The sequence below is a fragment of the Arcanobacterium phocae genome, assembly GCF_900105865.1.
In the GTDB taxonomy this organism is placed as follows: Bacteria; Actinomycetota; Actinomycetes; order Actinomycetales; family Actinomycetaceae; genus Arcanobacterium; species Arcanobacterium phocae.
Genome location: NZ_LT629804.1, coordinates 135,113 through 154,489 on the forward strand (window position 1 = coordinate 135,113; position 19,377 = coordinate 154,489).

The 19,377-nt window shown below is 48.9% G+C and carries 15 protein-coding genes; 5 read left to right on the forward strand and 10 right to left on the reverse strand.

Annotated elements, in window-relative coordinates; all coding sequences use genetic code 11:
* Positions 1–35: 35 nt before the first annotated feature.
* The gene (locus BLT51_RS00590; protein ID WP_172801279.1) at positions 36–1,526 is read right to left on the reverse strand and encodes a PAS domain-containing protein; all 1,491 of its coding nucleotides are present in this window, start codon (positions 1,524–1,526) and stop codon (positions 36–38) included.
* 102 nt (positions 1,527–1,628) lie between these two features.
* Between BLT51_RS00590 and BLT51_RS00595 the strand changes: the two genes are divergently transcribed.
* Entirely contained in the window at positions 1,629–2,807 is a 1,179-nt protein-coding gene (locus tag BLT51_RS00595; RefSeq protein ID WP_172801280.1) for an exonuclease SbcCD subunit D, read from the forward strand.
* Between the two features lies 1 nt (position 2,808).
* Positions 2,809–5,874, forward strand: a complete 3,066-nt coding sequence (locus BLT51_RS00600; protein ID WP_091278670.1) for an AAA family ATPase — start codon at positions 2,809–2,811, stop codon at positions 5,872–5,874.
* Here the strand turns inward: BLT51_RS00600 and BLT51_RS00605 are convergent.
* The 3 genes from BLT51_RS00605 to BLT51_RS00615 are packed head-to-tail and all read right to left on the reverse strand — an operon-like array spanning position 5,871 to position 8,034.
* A complete protein-coding gene (locus BLT51_RS00605) occupies positions 5,871–6,329 on the reverse strand; it encodes a DUF6912 family protein (RefSeq protein WP_091278673.1) in 459 nt (152 codons plus the stop codon). The two genes, BLT51_RS00600 and BLT51_RS00605, sit on opposite strands and share 4 nt — an antisense overlap.
* Complete coding sequence (locus BLT51_RS00610) at positions 6,308–7,504, reverse strand: hypothetical protein (RefSeq protein ID WP_091278677.1); 1,197 nt, start codon at positions 7,502–7,504, stop codon at positions 6,308–6,310. Before BLT51_RS00610 ends, BLT51_RS00605 begins: the two co-directional genes overlap by 22 nt.
* Entirely contained in the window at positions 7,504–8,034 is a 531-nt protein-coding gene (locus BLT51_RS00615) for a hypothetical protein (protein WP_157672838.1), read from the reverse strand. Before BLT51_RS00615 ends, BLT51_RS00610 begins: the two co-directional genes overlap by 1 nt.
* Before the next feature lie 164 nt (positions 8,035–8,198).
* Here BLT51_RS00615 and BLT51_RS00620 point away from each other — a divergent pair, with 164 nt between their 5' ends.
* Positions 8,199–8,411 (forward strand): helix-turn-helix domain-containing protein, encoded by a 213-nt coding sequence (locus BLT51_RS00620; protein ID WP_172801281.1) that lies wholly within the window; start codon positions 8,199–8,201, stop codon positions 8,409–8,411.
* Positions 8,412–8,424: 13 nt separating this feature from the next.
* Here the strand turns inward: BLT51_RS00620 and BLT51_RS00625 are convergent, their stop codons facing one another.
* Positions 8,425–8,982: a hypothetical protein gene (locus BLT51_RS00625; RefSeq protein WP_091278686.1), complete on the reverse strand. Its 558-nt coding sequence runs from the start codon at positions 8,980–8,982 to the stop codon at positions 8,425–8,427.
* Positions 8,983–9,120: 138 nt separating this feature from the next.
* Here BLT51_RS00625 and BLT51_RS00630 point away from each other — a divergent pair, with 138 nt between their 5' ends.
* Both BLT51_RS00630 and BLT51_RS00635 read left to right on the forward strand, forming a co-directional pair.
* Positions 9,121–9,726 carry a LysM peptidoglycan-binding domain-containing protein gene (locus BLT51_RS00630; RefSeq protein WP_172801282.1) on the forward strand — a complete coding sequence of 202 codons (606 nt, stop codon included), beginning with the start codon at positions 9,121–9,123 and terminating at the stop codon, positions 9,724–9,726.
* 176 nt (positions 9,727–9,902) lie between these two features.
* Complete coding sequence (locus BLT51_RS00635; RefSeq protein WP_091278692.1) at positions 9,903–10,304, forward strand: Rv3235 family protein; 402 nt, start codon at positions 9,903–9,905, stop codon at positions 10,302–10,304.
* 74 nt (positions 10,305–10,378) lie between these two features.
* Here BLT51_RS00635 and secA read toward each other — a convergent pair whose 3' ends face one another.
* The 5 genes from secA to nuoL form a co-directional block, all read right to left on the reverse strand.
* Positions 10,379–13,189: a preprotein translocase subunit SecA gene (gene secA / locus BLT51_RS00640; RefSeq protein ID WP_091278693.1), complete on the reverse strand. Its 2,811-nt coding sequence runs from the start codon at positions 13,187–13,189 to the stop codon at positions 10,379–10,381.
* A gap of 102 nt (positions 13,190–13,291) precedes the next feature.
* Positions 13,292–14,242 carry a polyprenyl synthetase family protein gene (locus tag BLT51_RS00645; protein WP_091282430.1) on the reverse strand — a complete coding sequence of 317 codons (951 nt, stop codon included), beginning with the start codon at positions 14,240–14,242 and terminating at the stop codon, positions 13,292–13,294.
* A 62-nt stretch (positions 14,243–14,304) separates the two neighbouring features.
* Entirely contained in the window at positions 14,305–15,906 is a 1,602-nt protein-coding gene (gene nuoN, locus BLT51_RS00650) for an NADH-quinone oxidoreductase subunit NuoN (RefSeq protein WP_091278696.1), read from the reverse strand.
* A complete protein-coding gene (locus BLT51_RS00655; RefSeq protein ID WP_091278698.1) occupies positions 15,903–17,435 on the reverse strand; it encodes an NADH-quinone oxidoreductase subunit M in 1,533 nt (510 codons plus the stop codon). Before BLT51_RS00655 ends, nuoN begins: the two co-directional genes overlap by 4 nt.
* Before the next feature lie 19 nt (positions 17,436–17,454).
* Entirely contained in the window at positions 17,455–19,326 is a 1,872-nt protein-coding gene (gene nuoL, locus BLT51_RS00660) for an NADH-quinone oxidoreductase subunit L (RefSeq protein ID WP_091282433.1), read from the reverse strand.
* Positions 19,327–19,377: the final 51 nt, after the last annotated feature.

Here is a 19,377-nt window from a genome sequence, read left to right on the forward strand (position 1 = left end):
GCGTGCTATCGTGTCAGATCTCGTGATTTTGTACGTCACCCCTGCATGATCAGCACTTTTGCGTGGATTTCTAGCACGATGCGAGACAGCGCGTCAAAGTTCTCAGTACCGTTAGCCTCGATGAGTTCACCTTGGAAATTAGTCAGGCGTTCATGGGAAACATGAGCATGATCAATCGCTTGGGAAACTGTGACGTTAGCGGAATCTATGATCTCTGGCATTGTTACTTCGCTAGCCGACATTTGCCATAGCTCGAGTAGCTGACGCGGAATCGAAATCGCATGGAGTACGCGGTCCATGTATTTGGCGATGTCTGCAGCAAATTCTTGGTAGGTTTGGGCGTCCTTCTGAATTGTCTCGACGTCAGCCATCAAGACGGAACTGAGCATTTCTAAGGATTCTAGCCGCTCGCGTATCTCGCGTTCTTCCGGTGTTTCATTCTTGGCAACATCGAATACTTCGCGCGTCACAAATCCGGGGGCTAAGCCAGGGACGCCGATCTTAGCGTCGTATCCAGTGTCGATCAGTTCCGCAATGAAAATGCCACACATATCGGAATGCAGGCGCGATAGTGCTATATGGAATCGGGTCTGCGCAATATGCGAATTCAGTGCAGTGATCTTAGAGATTAATGAGTTGAGGTATGTCCGAGTAACACCTTGCATCCGGTTCCACACCAACAATGGTTCAAGGGTTGTGGCCAGTGCTGGATTACCTTCGCCGAGTTGTGTGAACTCATGCGACACTGCAGACATTTTCTCCATGTCGTTACGTACATGTTCAACGACGGCGGTCAGCCGCTCACTCATCCGCACAAGTTCGTCTTGGTGACGCATCCACGTATCCAACGTGTCATGCTCGTTGTGGACGGCGAGGAGCATGTCATGAAGTTGGGAGTCCCCGTCACGTTGCGGAAATTTCGCACCGGCAGCTTCTCTGATGGCGACTTCTTCTGGTAACGAACGGGTTTGGAAATCTTCATATGATTCGATTCCGATTTCACTGAGTGCCTGTGCTAGAAATGGTACGGCGGCTTCGGCGGCTTGCCGACGGTTGAGCCCGCCGTCGATCAGGGACTTTTCGTGGTCAAGTACGCGAGCATAGACGCCACGAATCTGAGCAAAAACGTCCTCGCGCATGGGCCGGGCACGCACGGATAAGTATCCACCGCCAGGCAACGGAGTGATAGTTGCAAACACATCGTATTCGGATCCATCGCCAGCTAAGTTGAGCATATACGCCGCGAATGGCTTGCCTGTTTCGAGATTGTCCCATACTAGTTTAAAAACAGAGGCAGGCATATCTGGGTGGCGAACGATGTTATGCGGTGCGCCATGCAACTGGTCGACATCGTAACGTGATAGCCGGGTAAAGACGTCGTTCGAAAGTTTGATAACGCCTTTTGAGTCCGTAGTGGAAAAGAACAGTTCGTGTGGAGCGACGTTTTGGATTTCTCCAGTAGGTTCAGGTTTCACGTAAATCTCCTTGAGGAACGACGGCGATGCCAAAGCCTGACAAGTTTTCATTTTACCAGTTTGCTAACCGGTGGGTATGCTCAGCTCTGTTCGGACCCCAAATTTCAGGGTGTACCAGAAACTATGTGGGAGGTGCTCGCTAGACTTGTATACATGAAGTTTCTACATACATCTGACTGGCATTTAGGTCGCACTCTACATGGCGCGGATTTATACGATGCATTTATTTTGTGGTGTGATCACGTCGTGGAATTGGCACGTACACGCAACCTAGACGCAGTGCTTATTGCCGGCGATGTATTTGACCGTGGAATCCCGCCCATTGCCATGGTCCAGGTATTATCGGAAACCTTGCAGCGGCTCTCGCAATACACAACGGTCATTCTTACCCCTGGCAATCACGATGCGCCCACTCGGCTCGGATTCACAGCAGGATTGTTGAAAGACGAAGTTGTTATTGCATCAGATCCACGGCTATCGGGTAAGCCAATTGATATTTGTCGTGATGGTGAGCTCGTAGGGCAAGTGTATGCGCTGCCCTATTTAGAACCGGATGTTGATCGTGTACGGTTAGCGGCTGATCCCGAAAAACCATTGGCGCGCAGTCATGAAGCGGTTGTTAGCGCAGCTATGGAGCTAGTCCGTGAGGATATTGTGGCTCATCCAGATGTTGATGTTCCGCGCGTTGTGATGGCTCATGAGTTCGTTGTAGGTGGTGAACCATCAGATTCCGAACGCGATTTGCATATCGGTGGTGTTGATAGTGTTCCCAGCGCAGTTTTCGATGTCAGCGTTGATGGAAAATCAATGATCGATTACGTTGCACTTGGGCATTTGCATGGACCACAACAAGTGAGCGAAAAACCGTTAATGCGTTATGCGGGTTCCCCTATCGCCTTCTCTTTTTCGGAGGAGCACCACCATAAATCCACTGTGATTGTCACAATTGATAGGCCAGGCGATAGTCCGGAAATTGAGCTTGTACCAGCACCTATCTATCGCCCGTTGGCGACTATTCGCGGTACATTTGAAGAACTTTTATCAGAACAATTTGCCGGCTACCGTAATCATTTTGTTCGAGTTTACGTCACCGATATTGATCGTCCACCTCGAATGGTTGCCCGGCTTCGCCAACGTTTCCCGCATCTACTTGAAGCTCATCATGATATTCCGCTACGCCACATACAGACACAAGAAATATCGCTCTCTCGCACTCGGCCGATTGATGTGTTAACCGAATTTTTCACCAGCGCTGGTGGCCGTGAACTACATGCTAACGAACGGGACTTAATTATTTCGCAGTGGGAAAATCTAACCAAGGGAGAAAACTGAGATGTTGTTTCGTCGCTTAGTTATTGACGGCGTTGGCCCTTTTGGCGGACACCATGAAATCGATCTTGATGCTCTTACCGCTGGCGGATTATTCCTGCTCGAAGGCCCAACCGGATCAGGGAAATCGTCCCTCATAGACGCCATAGTTTTTGCACTTTACGGCAACCCGGCAGGGGCGAATTCAGACTATAACCGAATCCGTTCTACGCACGCCGAGGAAACAAAACCATCGCGCGTAGAGCTCGTTTTTACAGTCAGTTCCGGAACCTATCGAATCGAACGGATGCCCCGTTGGGATAAACCAAAGCGTGGTGGGGGCACAACTCAAGTTTCGGAAAAGGCAAATTTAATTCGGCTCTCCGAAGCAGCAGTAGAACAAGGCCAATGGAGTAACGGTGAAGTTCTCGCTACCGGAGCTCGCGAGGTCGGAACTGAGCTAAACACTATCTTAGGATTAACTCGGGAACAGTTTGTACAAACTGTTGTTCTGCCACAGGGCCAGTTCGCAGATTTTCTGCGTCTGAAGTCCGAAGACCGGTCTCATCTTCTGGAAACACTTTTCAACACTCGCCCGTATCGGGATTTTTCCCAAGCCTTGCACCAGCAGGCCCTAGATGCATCACAACGGATCGATAAAGCGAGACTTGCTATTTCACAAGCGGTAGCAACTTGGTCTGGCAATTCTGCCGTTTCTCAGTGGGAACACGTCATACAAGACTTAGTTGATAGTCTCACCGAACCTGATGATACTCGATTGTTAGAGTTTCTAGACCAACGGGATCAAGAACTACGTGTCACTCAAGCTACAACACATGAAAATCTCAACCATCGAGTAAAAGAACTCGAAGAAGCAACAACCGCACTTGCTGATGAAAAAAGACGTTCCGAAAATCTCCAGAAACGCGCCGATTATATAGTGCAGAAAGATAAACTAGACAAACAGCGTTTCGGGATTGAGGAAGACAAAAAACGTATTGCTCAGCATCATCGCGCAGTGATACCAATGGAGCGTCTCAAGGTACTCCATCATCTTGAAGACGATGTTCATCAGCAACAAGAAAGCGTCAGCTCTGCGCTGTCCAAAATCGACTCATCTTTAGTTGTTTATGGAACATCAGATACCACGGATTTAGCATTTCTGTCCTTTGGAGAAACAACGCAAAAAATTGAATCCCAACTCGAGGAGTATCGCGAACGAGTTGTGCATTTGCAACAGGCAGATGCACTTAGTAACAATGTCCGCGCTCGGGAAGAAAACATCAAACAGTCCTTAGCAAAGCGTGACAAGCTCACTAACGCTATAGACAAAATTAGTTCCAAATACAGCGAGCTTCCGGACCAGATAGCTCAAGCTGAAACCGAACTTGAACAGGCTCAATCTAGTGCACTCACGTTACCGAAGATTATTCAAGATATCGATAAGCTTAAAGGCATATCTCAAGCTCTAGAAGCATTGACGCAAACACAAGATGAAGTATCTCAAGCAACGGAAAAGCACTCTGATCTTCTCACATCATTTTCTGTCACCAACCAACACTTCCAAGATGTCAATAACCGCTGGATTGCTTCTCAGGCAGCAATATTATCCTTGGATTTAGCAGCGGGTCTTCCCTGCCCAGTGTGCGGATCGTTAGAGCATCCACACCCAGCGCAAGCCACTGCCATTCATGTCGATAAGTCTGATGTGGAATCAGCACAACACGAGTTAGACATTTCGCGCAATAACGTAGAAGAGTCCAAAACCAAACTCGCTGCGCTACAAGCACGATGCGAAACACTACAAACGCAGATTGGCGATATTGACGGTGAGCATATCTCCAGCCAGTTGTCTGATTTAGACACGCAGCGAAATGTTGCTGTGCTAGCTCAACAGCGCGCCAAGGAGCTGACAGAAAGAATCGCTCAGCTACGAAGTGAACGCGAAGAGAGTTTTACCGAGCTCACAGAACTGAAATCTACACTAGTCACGCTCAATGAATCATTGGCAAAGGAACAAGAAAGCCAACACCATGATCGCGAAGAAATATCTCGCGCACAAGGCGAAGCCGATAGCATCAGCGAACTCATAACCGAGGCTAAGACACACATAGCACACCTATCAGATGCTCATCAAGAGCTGCATGATTATGCTTTATTGTTATCGAAATTCCAGCAGTCTAAAGAACTCCTAGACGAAGCACTCCGAGAAGCTGAACTCTGTCAAAACGAAGCGCAAGAAGCGTTTATCGAACCAGATCAACTAGATTTGCTAACAGATCGCGTCAGTTCCTTCGATTCAGCATGGGCTTATGTCACCACCCAGCTCAACGCTCCAGAGATTGCTAGTCTAACTGGGGATGAGAAAATTGATATAGGGTCGGCCGAAGAACGTTTTAGGCTAGCACAAGAGAACCATCAAGAAGCCACTCAAGCCTCAGCACTGGCTAACGATGCAGTTAACACTGCACAGCGTGCTCAAATCGCAGTAACAAAGGCATACCAGCACTGGGCAACTGAAGTGAATAATTCCGGTCCAATAGCTCGATTAGACCAGCTCGCTCAAGCAGGTAAAGCTTCACATACCAACGTCAGCCTACACGTATGGGTCTTAATGCGTCGCTTCGATATGGTGATCGATCACGCTAACGAATATCTTGCTCGTTTCTCGCGCGGACGTTATCAACTGGTGCGATCTGAAGGAGCTGAAAAAGAACGCAAAACAGGCCTTGGTATATCTGTTATTGATTACGATGCGCACGGCGAAGGAGAAAGCGATATCCGGTCAACACGTAGCCTATCCGGTGGAGAGACATTCTATACTGCGCTTTCACTTGCCTTAGGCCTAACTGATGTAGTCCAACAAGAAAATGGCGGGATCCGAATAGATACCCTCATGATTGACGAAGGATTTGGAACTTTATCCGGCGAAGTACTTGATGAAGTAATGAGCACCTTAACAGAACTAGCCCGGGACGGCCGTAAGGTCGGCATTATTTCGCACGTCGAAGAGCTCAAGTCCCGAATCCCCAATCAGGTTCGTATCAAGCCAACGAAAGGTCAGGGATCTACACTAAGCATTATTAGCTAGTCTAAGCCACCATGGCTTAGACGGTTGCGTTCGCTAATATCGAACCATAGTAATTCGATGTCGCCTGTCGCTAAGAAAGCATCTTCGTCGCCCTCGATAGCACGCTGAACAAGTTCCTCTGAACCAGGCGCATCAATATGGAACGATTCCACGTTCTTCCAAAGTACCTGCACGTCTAAATCAATTTCAGTTGGTAGATCTGGCTTAGATGCAGGAAGAAGACTGCCATCTGGGACCTCGGCTACCGCAACTATTCGTCGGCGGCGTTCATCCGGGTAGTTACTCAGTAGCCGCAACGAATCGTCTGCTGCAGCTAGTGTTACCATATATTCGTATGATTCATCGTCCTCATGTGGCACCGATGCGCGTAACGCTGGTGTCACTGCATGGACACGACGTGGGGAAACATGGTCGGCTAGCAACTCGCTGAAAATCATTGGAATGTAGATGCGCATACCTGCATTCTATCCTCAATCCAGGAACAAACCCGTGCAACATCACGAGAATACCCACTTTTCGGGAAAGAAACAGGCATTGAGCTACCTTGAATCAGCACCTTGTCCAGCTTATTCCTATCATCACGTATACCAAAAATAGGAATATCTCCTATTCCCACTTCTCGTAGAACGTTTTGCGCCTGAAATAATGGGCGGAGACCTAAAGCGGTCGACCTTAGTGACGTCAAAACAACGGCTTCGTGTTCAACACGATCCTCCGCCAACGCATCCCAATGTTCGATAAGCCTACGCAAACCGATTGGCGTAGCAACAGCAACATGCAAGCGAATATCTGCCTGGTCAACAAGGGATCGAGTTAGACCCCACCGGTCGAGCCGCTCCGCCTTGTCATCCAGTCCCCCGGAGCTATCCACTACGACGGCATCGTATTCTGCACATAACGCTGGCCACAATCGATCTGCTACAAACCGTGATATCTCACGCCATCTCTGACCAGTATTCATACCAGCTAACAAACTAACATTTCCAAACGATGGCGAAAGACTCGAGAGCATTCCTTCAATATCCACCTTCCGACCTTGATCAATCATTCTAGCTACACCGATCAAACCCGAGCTTTCATCAACGTCAAATAACTGTGCTAACGACGGTGAAAAGCTATCACCATCACAAGCCAGAACTCGACGACGTTCAGAAAGGAAAACACTACAATCACGAACAAGCGTAGATCTGCCATTGGACCCCACCGGCCCCCAAAACACTGTCAATGCTCCTTTGGCCGTTTGTGCTCTACTCGTAAAGACGTCGTCATTGATAACTGAAGGTGCTCCCAAACCTTTGGATTTTCTAATGTGGTTGGCGATCTCATGCGGAAGTGGAGAAAGAATATCGACATCGCTTAAATAGCGTCTCACAGCACTATCGCATGTCGGCGAACTACCAGCAACAATCGCCACTGCAACGTACTGGCGTAGCTCCGCAATTGCTGTCATATCTAAACCGTCAAGATCTTCAGAAATGACAGCCATCTGCGCTACCCGTGCACGTGCACCTGCTACTACTTCTACTAGATCGGCACATCGCCGCGCAATCAAATGCGTTTGCCCTGTCTCCGATAATTGAGCTAAAACTGCAGAGTCGAGTTCAGACGGCAAGCATAGAAGAACACTCATTATTCATCACTCGAATCCACAATAACAAAACTGTCCCCACGACTTAACGAATCAATAATGTTGGCTACTCCACCACGAGATACCCGAACTTCTACCGTAACTTTCCCGTCTACCATTGTTCGGTTCTCTTTCACTTTCACAAAGGTGGCATGCTGTGCCACAACTCCACCACCATCGTCCTTACTTCGAGGAACTCGCCATATAGTTACTTGGTCTCCGCTTTCCATATCCGTTGGCACCGAGAGTGCAAGCGGTAACGCCATAACTATCCCGGTTTTCTGTTTCCCTAGCGTTTCGGTGGACAATAATTCACCAGCAGCGATCGATCGTTGCGCACGGCTCTCTAATGGGATTGACATCCCATGCACATAACTCCCAGCAATACTCTGTGGGACCTCCACCAACCTAAAATTTTCTTCATAAAGAGGACTCCCCACAGCGATACTCTCAATAGCTTGCGGTACCAGAACCGTAGAAGACGTGCCAGCTAAAGCAGCTCCTGCTACTCCGCCACCTAGAATTAACACCATACCCAAAAGCAAACGTGGATCTCGTGCACGTTGTGAAAATCTTTGTAACAATACCATGCACATATCGTCTCAAAAAGTGTCAAATCGATACTAAAGTTATCCACAGGATCCAAACCTGGGGATAAAGTTCTGCGATAAGGGCAAAGACGTGGGAAAATATGATTATGCAAAAATTTCTTACAATCGCAGATGTTGCAGAAAACTTGAGTGTTTCAGCAGGCCAAGTGCGGACCCTTATTAAAAATGGCGAGCTCGCGGCTATTCAGGTTGGCGGACGAGGGCAATGGCGGATCTCCGAACAAGCTGTCGAGGATTATATTCAAGCTAGCTATGAGAAAGCTCGAGTCAAGATAAACGCCGACGAATTTGATAACTAACTATTATCATTTTCTACCGTTGCGCACTTTCCTCGCCACTAACAATAGAGATCTGTTTGATTGGCACATATATTTCTGCTGCGGATTCTCCACTCACCGCAGATATTTCATAAGTATGTACCCACCCGGTCATCAACGGCAAGATCACAATATAGTCACTTCCAACTGCTAACAGTTCACCATGCAGCGACTTTCCATAACGATTGATTACAATTCGCAATCCTATCAATCTACGCAAGACTGAGTTAAGCGTCGGCACATATCGTGACCCGCTGGGGATTGCAAGACTCAACCCGCTGAGCTGGGAAACATGATCAAGCGAGACTATCTCCACTCCTAGTTGAGATTGATAGGTAAACCAGTCTGCACCGCATTCGATGAGCATTCCAGACAACTCGCGATCATCAACATAGAAAGTCACATACTTTCCAAGGGAACCACGTATCCTTTGACTCAAAGATACGCTGGCATGTTCAGCTTGCGAAAAATCTTCAGCTTCATCGAGTAAGGCCGCTCGTTTTTCCCATTCGATCCGAGCGCCAATTCGTTCAATTTCTGTCTGCCAGGTCATAAGCTCTAGTCTAAAATTTTCCAATCTGCAACCGTCATTTTTATCCACAAGATTTAGCCGGGCATGCCCTCTTCCATTTTCATAAATATAGCTAACAATATTAAACATAATCAAACAGCATCAAACAAAGGCTAGATGATGATTAAGATTTCCTTTTTAGGCGGTGCAGGATGCTTATCCGGCTATCTCGCCTTCCAGCTTTGGCACGCGTCCACCACCCTGACAGCAAATACGGCATTAGAATTATTCGGGTTGTGCGTTTTGATGCTTGTATTCTTATGGAATAGTTTATCGCATTTATTGGTCGATGTTGCCATAAATGGTCAATATCGTCGTATCTTACGATTCGTTGCACGGTTTGGATCACCCAGAGCACGCCGCATAGCCCTCGCGGCCGCACTTCTATCCCCTACGCCAGCATACGCAAGCCAAATAAGTGATCACTCACCAAACTTAGAATCATATGAATATAGCATTCAAACCGCACACAGCACCCCACCATCTCTCCGCCGAGTGCAACTCAAGCCAGCGGTGCTGAACACGAGCGTAGCGGCGCAACCTGGCATAACAGTGCAGCCTGGCGACAGCCTTTGGTCGATTGCCCAAGAAATCTCTCCGGATTACCCCAACGTTTCAATTGCTCAGATTGCAACAAATTTATGGGAAAACAATAGAGACCTCATTACTGACCCGAACATCATTTACCCCGGCCAATACATTCAGCTTCCCTCATTCCGAAAGTAACCCTCATGTCCAGCGTCCTAGACACCTCGCCAGTTTGCTACGAGTCGCCCCGTTTCACGCCAATTCAAAACAGTTCGCTTCCTGCCCTGTCGCCATTAAAGTCACATAAGCAGCATAGTCCTAGTACCATACCGACCTCCTCTCCAGAAGATCCTTATGATCGGCTCACTATTTTTGTGAAAGCACAGCAACCAATAGATTTTGACGACGACGATCGCTTTGCACTCGACCGCCCCTTACCAACAGATATCGTGCCTGCCACAACATTTTCTGCCCGAATAGTTGGCCAAGCAATCGAAGTATTGCACGGGCATCGTCCGGTCCGTCAGCTACAGTCTTGGCTTGCTTCTGGTGTTTATCGTGCACTAGTTTCCAGAGCAGGGCTAAATCAACGCTTACACGGACCAGCACCGCAAACATCACGCCCTGTGATCCGTCGTATCCACGTTAACCATCCACGACGCCGCATTGCCGAAGTCTCAGTCGTTGTCCATGACGGTTTTCGGATAAGAGCAGTGGCATTGCGCCTAGAAATTCATCGAAACCACTGGATTGTTACTGCTCTCGAAATCGCCTAATACTCACTGTCAGCATAACAGTCGCGGGGCATACAGATTATTCTGTATGCCCCGCGACCTAGGTTTAATGCGAACTACTTCTTTTTCTTAGCTGCCCGGCGCTGTGCACGATTCATCTGCGGTTCGCCAGAGCCTGCTGTTGTTTGCCCATGTACTTCACGACCTTGTGCATTGGTTGCCCGAGCTTGACCAGATCCATCTTTCGCTGAAGACGTATACGTCATCTTTGTAGCTGTCGTTGGACGCTTTAAACCAAGAATCTTCTCGGTAGCGGCTTTCGTCGCTTCCGACTTGGAAGCTGCTGCCGCCGCGGCAGCACGTGACACGGCTTGAGCATTCATCAATGATTCTTGACCGGCCATCACTTCAGCAGCCTCTGCTGCTTCTCGAGCAAGACGCTCCGAAGGTAGCTCAAATCCCATCAAGAATGTTACTGTTTCACCGCGGATCTGATCATTCATAGACTGGAACATTTGGTAACCTTCTTGCTTGTATTCAACAAGTGGATTACGCTGAGCCATGGCCCGCAAGCCAATGCCTTCCTTCAAATAGTCCATCTCATACAAGTGCTCACGCCAGTTGCGATCCAAGGTCTGCAACAAAACTTGCCGTTCGATGAGTCTCATCTGCTCATCTCCGAGTTCTTCTTCACGTTCTTCATACAATGCATGAATATCTTGTTCGAACTCTTCTCGAACCACATCGGCAGTTAACAGCTTCTGGTCACCATGCTCTTCGATGAACTCCGCCGGAGTAAAGCTCGGTTTGTAGTAGCGGCGCATATCTGCCCACAACATATCCAAATCCCAATCATCGGGAGAGCCCTCAGTATTAGCTGAAACGATATCGTTAATAACAAAGTCCATGAATGACTGGATCTGGTTTTCTACATCGTCTCCAGCCAAAATACGTCGGCGCTCAGTATAGACAACAGTTCGCTGATCATTCATAACGTCGTCATACTTAAGCACATTCTTACGCTGTTCCGCATTGCGGCCATCAAGTTGTGCCTGTGCTTTTTGAATAGCGTTCGCCATCATCTTAAAATCAAGCGGTTCGTCTTGAGCCGAGTTACGTAGTGTATTAACAATTGTGGAACCGAAAAGACGCAACAGATCATCGTCGAGGGAAAGATAGAATCGAGATTCACCCGGATCGCCCTGACGTCCTGCACGACCACGCAACTGGTTATCAATACGACGCGATTCGTGGCGTTCTGAGCCGAGTACATATAAGCCACCCAGCTCGGTTACCTCGTCATGCTCTGCAGCAACTTGGTCCTTTGCCGCCTGAAGTATTTCTGGCCAGCGCTCTTCGTACTCTTCCGTATTTTCTTCTGGGTCAAGACCGAGCTTACTCATCATCTCCAACGCAATATGTTCGGCGTTACCACCGAGCATGATGTCGGTACCACGACCAGCCATGTTCGTTGCCACAGTTATCGCGTGCTTGCGTCCTGCCATCGCCACAACCGAAGCTTCACGCTCATGCTGTTTAGCATTCAGTACTTCGTGCGGAATATGAGCTTTCTTCAGCAGACCAGATAACAATTCCGAATGCTCAACCGAGGCAGTACCAACCAAAACCGGCTGCCCCTTGGCATAACGTTCCTTAATATCCTCAACAATCGCTGCGAATTTCAGTTCCGAGGTCGCATAAACGATATCGCGATGATCCACACGTGCAACTGGCTTATTGGTTGGAATAGGCACCACGCCAATATCATATGTTGAAGCAAACTCCTCAGCTTCGGTCTCTGCCGTACCCGTCATGCCCGAAAGCTTGTTGTACATGCGGAAATAGTTCTGCAAAGTAATGGACGCCAAAGTCTGATTTTCAGCCTTGATCTCCACGCCTTCTTTAGCTTCAATCGCCTGGTGCATACCGTCGTTGTATCGACGTCCAGGCAAAACACGGCCGGTATGCTCATCAACGATAAGCACCTCACCATCACGCACAATATAATCTTTGTCGCGGTGGAACAGTTCCTTGGCCTTAATAGCATTGTTTAAGTAGCCAATAAGCGGGGTATTAACAGACTCGTAGAGGTTATCAATACCGAGCAGATCCTCTACCTTGTCAATACCTGGTTCAAGAATACCCGCGTTGCGCTTCTTCTCATCAACCTCGTAATCAGTATCTCGACGCATCTTGCCCACTGCGTCAGCAAACGCAACATACCAGCGGTTGGCATCGCCGTCGGCCTGACCCGAAATAATCAACGGAGTACGTGCCTCATCAATAAGAATCGAATCAACTTCGTCGACGATAGCAAAGTTATGGCCACGCTGAACCATTTCGCTTTCATCCATCGCCATGTTGTCGCGCAAATAATCGAAACCAAACTGGTTGTTCGTTCCATAAGTAATATCAGCGGCATACTGCTCACGACGCTGCTGCGGAGTCTGACCTTCCAGAATACAGCCGGTCGTCATCCCCAGGAACCGGAAAACACGTCCCATGAGTTCCGACTGATAAGACGCCAAATAGTCATTGACGGTTACGACGTGGACGCCATCTCCCGACAAAGCATTCAAGTATGAAGCCAGCGTCGCCACCAAAGTTTTACCTTCACCGGTTTTCATTTCGGCAATGTTTCCCAAGTGGAGAGCCGCGCCACCCATAATCTGCACATCATAGTGACGCTGACCGAGGGTACGCACCGAAGCCTCACGTACTGCTGCGAATGCATCTGGCATCAGCTCATCGAGAGTCTCACCCTGCGCTAACCGTTCCCGAAGATCACCAGTGACGGCCTTGAGCTCATCATCAGTCATGTCTTTGTAGACATCTTCAAGCAAGTTTACTTGCTTAGTTATAGCGGTCAACTTCTTGAGAATCCGGCCTTCACCAGCTCGAAGCAGTTTATTGAGAAGATTACGCACGTGCGACTCCTAGGTTCTGGGCGCTATGATTAGCGCATACACTGCACCCTATTTTACTCTGTTTTACCGGAATGAGAATAGCGAGATCATGTGGGATTCGCTCTAAGCGAGGCGATCGACCATTGCCTGTGCAAACATCTCCAAGCCTTTTTTGACTTTTCGTTGCGAAACAAAGTCAAGATGCTTTAGCGCATCATCTACCCATTGATGAGCTAGTTGTCGTGTTTCTTCGACGACGGAGTGCTCACGTAACATGCTCACAACAGTGGCGAGATTATCTCCCTCACTAAGGTCACGTTCGTCAAGATAGGTCAAGATACGTTTTCCCGCCTCATCGAGAGTGCCGTGCTGGGCTCGTTGACGAAGAAGCAACGTTGGCATTGTTGGTACACCTTCGAGTAGGTCAGTTCCCGGCGTTTTTCCAGTCACTTCAGGGTCCGAGACGAGATCGATAACGTCGTCGGCAATCTGAAAAGCGACGCCAACTTTTTCACCGAACTGAGCAATATCGTCAGCAAGCTTCGGATCTCCACCAGAATAGAGCACTCCATAACGCCCCGATGCCGCGATAAGCGATCCGGTCTTATCTGCCAAAACTTGAATATGGTGTTCGATCGGGTCTTCGCCGTCACGTGGTCCAATGGTTTCATGCAGTTGCCCCATGCACAGCCGTTCAAATGTTTCGGCGTGCAAAAGTACTGCTTCGGGACCTAATTTAGCCACAATACCAGATGCGCGAGCGAACAGAACATCGCCGGCAAGAATGGCAGATGAATTTCCATAAACGTATTGGGCTGTTGGCACGCCGCGACGCAGTGGAGCTTCGTCCATGACGTCGTCGTGATAAAGAGTGGCCAGATGTGTCAGCTCTACTACCACTGCCGAATCTAAAACATCTTTATCTGCTGGACGCGGACCAAGCTGCGCGGTTAACAAGCACAATGCGGGCCGAAGCCGCTTCCCGCCCGCTTTAGCTAGATGAGAAGTGGCTTCGTCCACAACAAGATCATCAACTTGAACAGCCTCTCGGAGCAAGCATTCAACTTCCTCCATCCGGGAAGTAAGCTCGGTGACGAGTGGCGTCGATTTTTGATCAAATAGTTTCGATATAAGACTCACTGGAAAATACCCGTAATAAAGTTGAGGACCGGACTTGGGAAGATACCAAGAACGATAGTACCAGCCAGTGCGGCGCTAATGGCAACTATACTTAGGCCTTCCGATGAAACAACCTCAATCTGTTCGGTCTCTGGCTCGGTGAAGAACATTAGCTGGATCAGACGGAAGTAGAAGAACGCAGTCACTACCGAGGCAATGATTGCAATAATAACGAGCACTGAGTTGCCAGCCACGATGCCAGTACTGAACACCTCGAATTTTCCAATGAATCCTGCTGTTAGTGGGATGCCAGCGAAAGACAACAAGAACACAACCATTGCTGTAGCAAGGAAGGGGTTAGTCTTGCCCAAACCTGCCCAGTGCGAAAGCTTGGTAGCCTCGCCACCAATATTGCCATCACTATCTTTGCTACGTACCAAAGTGACAACGCCAAATGCGCCGACTGTTGCCAAGCCATAGGCTAATAGGTAGAAAACAATCGAGCCTAGTGCTGCCAGTTGAACACCGTTAACATGTGCTAATACCGACTTAACAGCTATCAAAATGAATCCTGCATGGGCGATCGACGAGTATGCAAGCAGACGCTTGACATCATCTTGTACTAAGCCCATAACTGTTCCCACAACAATCGTGGCGATAATGATCACCCACATAAAGATCTGGAATGATTCCGGAACAACCGCAACTATCCATGCGAACACGCGGACCATTGCGATAAACGCAGCAGCTTTTGTTCCAGCGGCCATGAATCCGGTAATCGGTGTAGGTGCACCCTGATAAACATCTGGAGTCCACGAGTGGAATGGAACTGCACCGACTTTAAAGAGTAAACCGATGACGAGCATAATTGCACCAACGGCGAGGAACAGAACCGTTGCCTGCTGTTGCTGTGCCAAAATGGCTACACCATAGAAGCTGAGCGTTCCGGTGGCTCCGTAAATAAATGCGGCGCCCATCAAGAAAATTGCTGACGAAAAAGCACCGAGTAAGAAGTACTTTAACGCCGCTTCCTGGGACAGCAGGCGACGTCGTCGAGCAGTTGCGCTCAAAACGTACAGTGGCAAGGACAGTAGCTCAAGAGCGATGAACATTGCCAGTAAATCGAATGCAGAAACGAATGCCATCATGCCACCGGTAGCAAAGAGAGCCAGTGGGAAAATTTCAGTTTGTTCCCGCTGTGCTTCAGTTGATTCGCGCTCTGCAGCGGAACCCGGGCGTGTCGCTGCCGAAGCAACGAAAGCTCCATCACGCAACGAGGTGCGATCAGCAATCAGCATGAAAGATAGCAAGGCGCAGAGCACAATAACTGCTTGACCCATGACTGAAAATCCATCTTCAACAAAAGCAACGCCAGAGAACGGAGCTTCTTGCGCAATGGACAATGGACGCAACATACCAGGAGTTTGCTGGTGGGACAGATCTGTCCACCGCCAAATAATGGTGACAAAAGCAGCGGCAAGTGCCAAAAGGGAAACTACTACCTGCACAAGACGACGAACAGAGCGCGGTAGAAAAGCTTCCAGCAATGTACCTAGCACACCGGCACCCAGAACAATAATTAATGGTAACGATGCGAGCCAATTAATCGTGAGATTCACTTGTCGCTCCCTTCAATAGAAACCTGGGTATTGTCCGTTACAGTGACCGGAATAATCGTGGCATTGTCAGCAACCGGGGATACCATCTCCAAAACCGGAGCTGGATAAAAGCCCAGAGCTAGCATCGCAACAATCAAACCACCTGCAACAACTTTTTCTCGTCCACCCATGTCTTGAACTTCAATATCTGGCTTTGGTCCGGTGAAAGCTCGTTGGTATGGCAACAAAATATAAATCGCGGCTAGAACAACACCAATTACTGCACACAGTGCGACCACCGGCCAAACACTATATGTTCCCATCAAGACTAGGTACTCCGGAATAAAACCAGATAGACCAGGTAGCGCAATGGTCGCTAGTCCAGCGATAAGGAATGTTCCCGCAATGATTGGTGTTACTCGTTGCCAACCTCCGTAAGAGGAAATCAAGTAGGAATGTCCACGTCGTTCTAAGAATCCAACGATGAGGAACAAACCAGCTGTACCAATACCGTGTGCCACCATGTAAAGAATCGAACCTGTTAATGCGAGTGCCGATCCAGAGAAAATACCCATGACCATAAAGCCAAAGTGAGAAATAGATGTGTAGGAGACAAGTCTCAAGAGGTTATCTGATGAGATTGCCATGAGGGCACCCCAGATAATCGAAATAATAGCCAAAGTAAGCACTACCGGTGCTGCAACAGTGACAGCGCGCGGGAAAAGTGGCAAGCAAATGGCAATCATGCCAAAGGTGCCAAGCTTATCAAGGATTCCGACCAGCAGAGTTGACGTTCCGGTAGAAGCCGAAGCAGCTGTATCAGGTAGCCACGTATGTACCGGCCACATCGGCGCTTTGATCGCAAACGCAATAAAGAATGATAGGAACACCCACATCTGAGCAGTATCGCTCAACCGCAGCGTACCTTGGATGTGGTCGAGAATGAACGCTTCGGATCCGCCTTGACCATAGGCATATACAGCGATGATGCCAGCAAGCATGATGAGACCACCAGCAAGAGAGAACAGCAGGAATTTCATTGCTGCTCGCACACGGCCGGTTCCACCGTAACGACCGATCATGAAGTAGACCGGAACGATCATGGCTTCGAATAAAACATAGAAGAGGAATACATCGCGAGCAGCAAAGAGACCAATCATCACTGCTTCTAGAACTAGTACCCAGGCAAAATAACCTGAGTCTTCGTGCGCTTCAAAGTCTTCCCATTCTGCGAGGATAACAAACGGAACCAGAAGTACTGCTAGGCCGATCATGACCGCGCCCATGCCGTTGATTCCCCATGTTAGCGAAACACCGATTTGAGGGATCCACGGATAGGACTCGTAGAGTTGGGTAGTACCAGCATTGGCCATATCAAAACTCGTTGCTAAAGCAGCAACAAATCCTGCTAGCACTAAAACAGAAATAGCTAGAGCGAATTGCCGAGCAAAAGTCCGAAGTTGCGGAACAAGCCACAGCACCAGTCCGCTAACAAACGGAATCGCAACGAGGACAGTGAGCCACGGAGCGGTTGCTTCAATGATGTTCATGTGAATAAATCTCCTAGTCTCACATCGATGCTTGAACTGCTAAAGCCAAAGCCAGCACAACTCCGAATGTAATCCAGCTGGCATAGGTTCGAACATATCCTGTTTGTAGTTTTCCAACCAAATGGCCAGAAGAGTGGGTCGCCTTTGCTAGTCCTTCAACGCCACCATCGATCAACATGTGATCAGCTACTGATGTGCCCTCAACAACGGCGATACCTGGTTTCATAAATACGTTCTCATTGAAAGCATCTTGGTAGAGGTCAACACGGGCAGCCCGCACAAGTGCGTTGCTGTGCGGAGCGAGCATCGGAACTTCGCTAGCAATATACATCTTCCAAGCTACTCCGACGCCGATCGCGACGACGCCTAGCGTCGCACCCGTGATGAGCCAGACCGGCAACACTGGGTCTGGATGCTCACCGTGCCCGATAGCTGGCTCAAGCCAGGTCAGGAATCCGGTGTAGTTTAGAACCGCACCTAAGCCCAACGAACCAAGTGCAAGAATTGCCATTGGAACCCACATGAACGGTGATGGATCATGCGGATGCTTTTCGTTGTGGTCCCAGCGTTCGTTGCCTAAGAAGATTGCGAAGAACACGCGCGACATGTAGAAGGCGGTTAGCCCAGCAACCAACACTGTGATTATTCCGAAAATCCACGGCCGCATACCACTACCAGTGAATGCTACTTCGATGATCTTGTCTTTGGAGAAGTATCCGGACAGGAACGGGAATCCAATGATTGCCAAATAGCCAGCCATAAATGTTACGAATGTGATCTTCATGTGGCGGGCCAAGCCACCGAAGCCACGCACGTTAACTTCATCGTTCATAGCGTGCATAACTGCACCGGCTCCCAAGAACATGTTCGCCTTAAAGAAACCGTGGGTAACGAGATGGAAGATAGCAAACGCGGCACCCACCGGCCCCATTGTTGCAGCGAGCATCATGTAGCCGATCTGCGACATTGTCGAAGCCGCCAAGACTTTCTTCATATCGTCTTTAGCCGCACCAACAACAGCTCCGAATACCAAGGTAATCAGGCCGATAATTGCGACTGCTAACGATGCCGTTGGCGAGGCAGCGTAGATAGCTCCAGAACGTACCATGAGATAAACACCGGCGGTAACCATAGTGGCTGCGTGGATGAGTGCCGAAACTGGGGTCGGGCCGGCCATTGCATCGCCTAACCACGCTTGCAATGGGAACTGCGCTGATTTACCACAAGCTGCTACCAATAAGAACAGACCGATAAATGTTGCGGTGCCAGGAGTTATCGCGGAAGCTCCAGCTACGACGTCGGTAAACGCGACTGACCGGAAGGATACAACCATTGCCATCATTGCGATAAGCATTCCAAGATCGCCAATACGGTTCATAACGAATGCTTTCTTACCGGCTGTGGCGTAAGCGGGAACGTGGTTCCAGAAGGAAATCAGCAAGTAAGAAGCTAAACCAACACCTTCCCAGCCGAAGAACAACACCAGATAGGAGTTGCCGAGAACAAGAAGAAGCATCGAAGCTACGAACAAATTCAGATAGGCGAAGAAGCGACGGCGGTCCGAGTCATGTTCCATATACGAAATCGAATAGATATGGATAAGCGTTCCGACGAACGTTACCAGCATAACGAATGTCATGGACAGCGGATCAACACGGGTTCCAAAATCAATACTGAGTTCGCCTGCCGGTACCCAAGTATAAAGTGTTGATTCAAGAACGCGTTCGGTACCTTCCATGCCTAAAAGTTGCACGGTTGCGGTTAAACCGACGACGAAGGCTGCAGCGGACGCGAGCGTACCGAGCCAATGTCCCCAGCGATCAAGACGGCGTCCACCGACAAGAAGAATTCCACAAGATACGAGCGGGATCGCTACAGCTAACCAAATCATGCTAGCTGCCCCAGTTGCCTGCCCAACCTGTGCTACTGCGGTTAGATTAAA

What these genes read in the sequence shown, in the direction of transcription:
- BLT51_RS00620 (WP_172801281.1), top strand. Translation starts at nt 8,199, where the DNA reads ATGCAAAAATTTCTTACAATCGCAGATGTTGCAGAAAACTTGAGTGTT.
- BLT51_RS00605 (WP_091278673.1), bottom strand. Translation starts at nt 6,329, where the DNA reads ATGCGCATCTACATTCCAATGATTTTCAGCGAGTTGCTAGCCGACCAT.
- BLT51_RS00645 (WP_091282430.1), bottom strand. Translation starts at nt 14,242, where the DNA reads ATGGAGGAAGTTGAATGCTTGCTCCGAGAGGCTGTTCAAGTTGATGAT.
- BLT51_RS00590 (WP_172801279.1), bottom strand. Translation starts at nt 1,526, where the DNA reads ATGAAAACTTGTCAGGCTTTGGCATCGCCGTCGTTCCTCAAGGAGATT.
- BLT51_RS00630 (WP_172801282.1), top strand. Translation starts at nt 9,121, where the DNA reads ATGATTAAGATTTCCTTTTTAGGCGGTGCAGGATGCTTATCCGGCTAT.
- BLT51_RS00595 (WP_172801280.1), top strand. Translation starts at nt 1,629, where the DNA reads ATGAAGTTTCTACATACATCTGACTGGCATTTAGGTCGCACTCTACAT.
- BLT51_RS00655 (WP_091278698.1), bottom strand. Translation starts at nt 17,435, where the DNA reads ATGAACATCATTGAAGCAACCGCTCCGTGGCTCACTGTCCTCGTTGCG.
- BLT51_RS00610 (WP_091278677.1), bottom strand. Translation starts at nt 7,504, where the DNA reads ATGAGTGTTCTTCTATGCTTGCCGTCTGAACTCGACTCTGCAGTTTTA.
- BLT51_RS00625 (WP_091278686.1), bottom strand. Translation starts at nt 8,982, where the DNA reads ATGACCTGGCAGACAGAAATTGAACGAATTGGCGCTCGGATCGAATGG.
- BLT51_RS00600 (WP_091278670.1), top strand. Translation starts at nt 2,809, where the DNA reads ATGTTGTTTCGTCGCTTAGTTATTGACGGCGTTGGCCCTTTTGGCGGA.
- nuoL (WP_091282433.1), bottom strand. Translation starts at nt 19,326, where the DNA reads ATGATTTGGTTAGCTGTAGCGATCCCGCTCGTATCTTGTGGAATTCTT.
- BLT51_RS00615 (WP_157672838.1), bottom strand. Translation starts at nt 8,034, where the DNA reads ATGGTGTTAATTCTAGGTGGCGGAGTAGCAGGAGCTGCTTTAGCTGGC.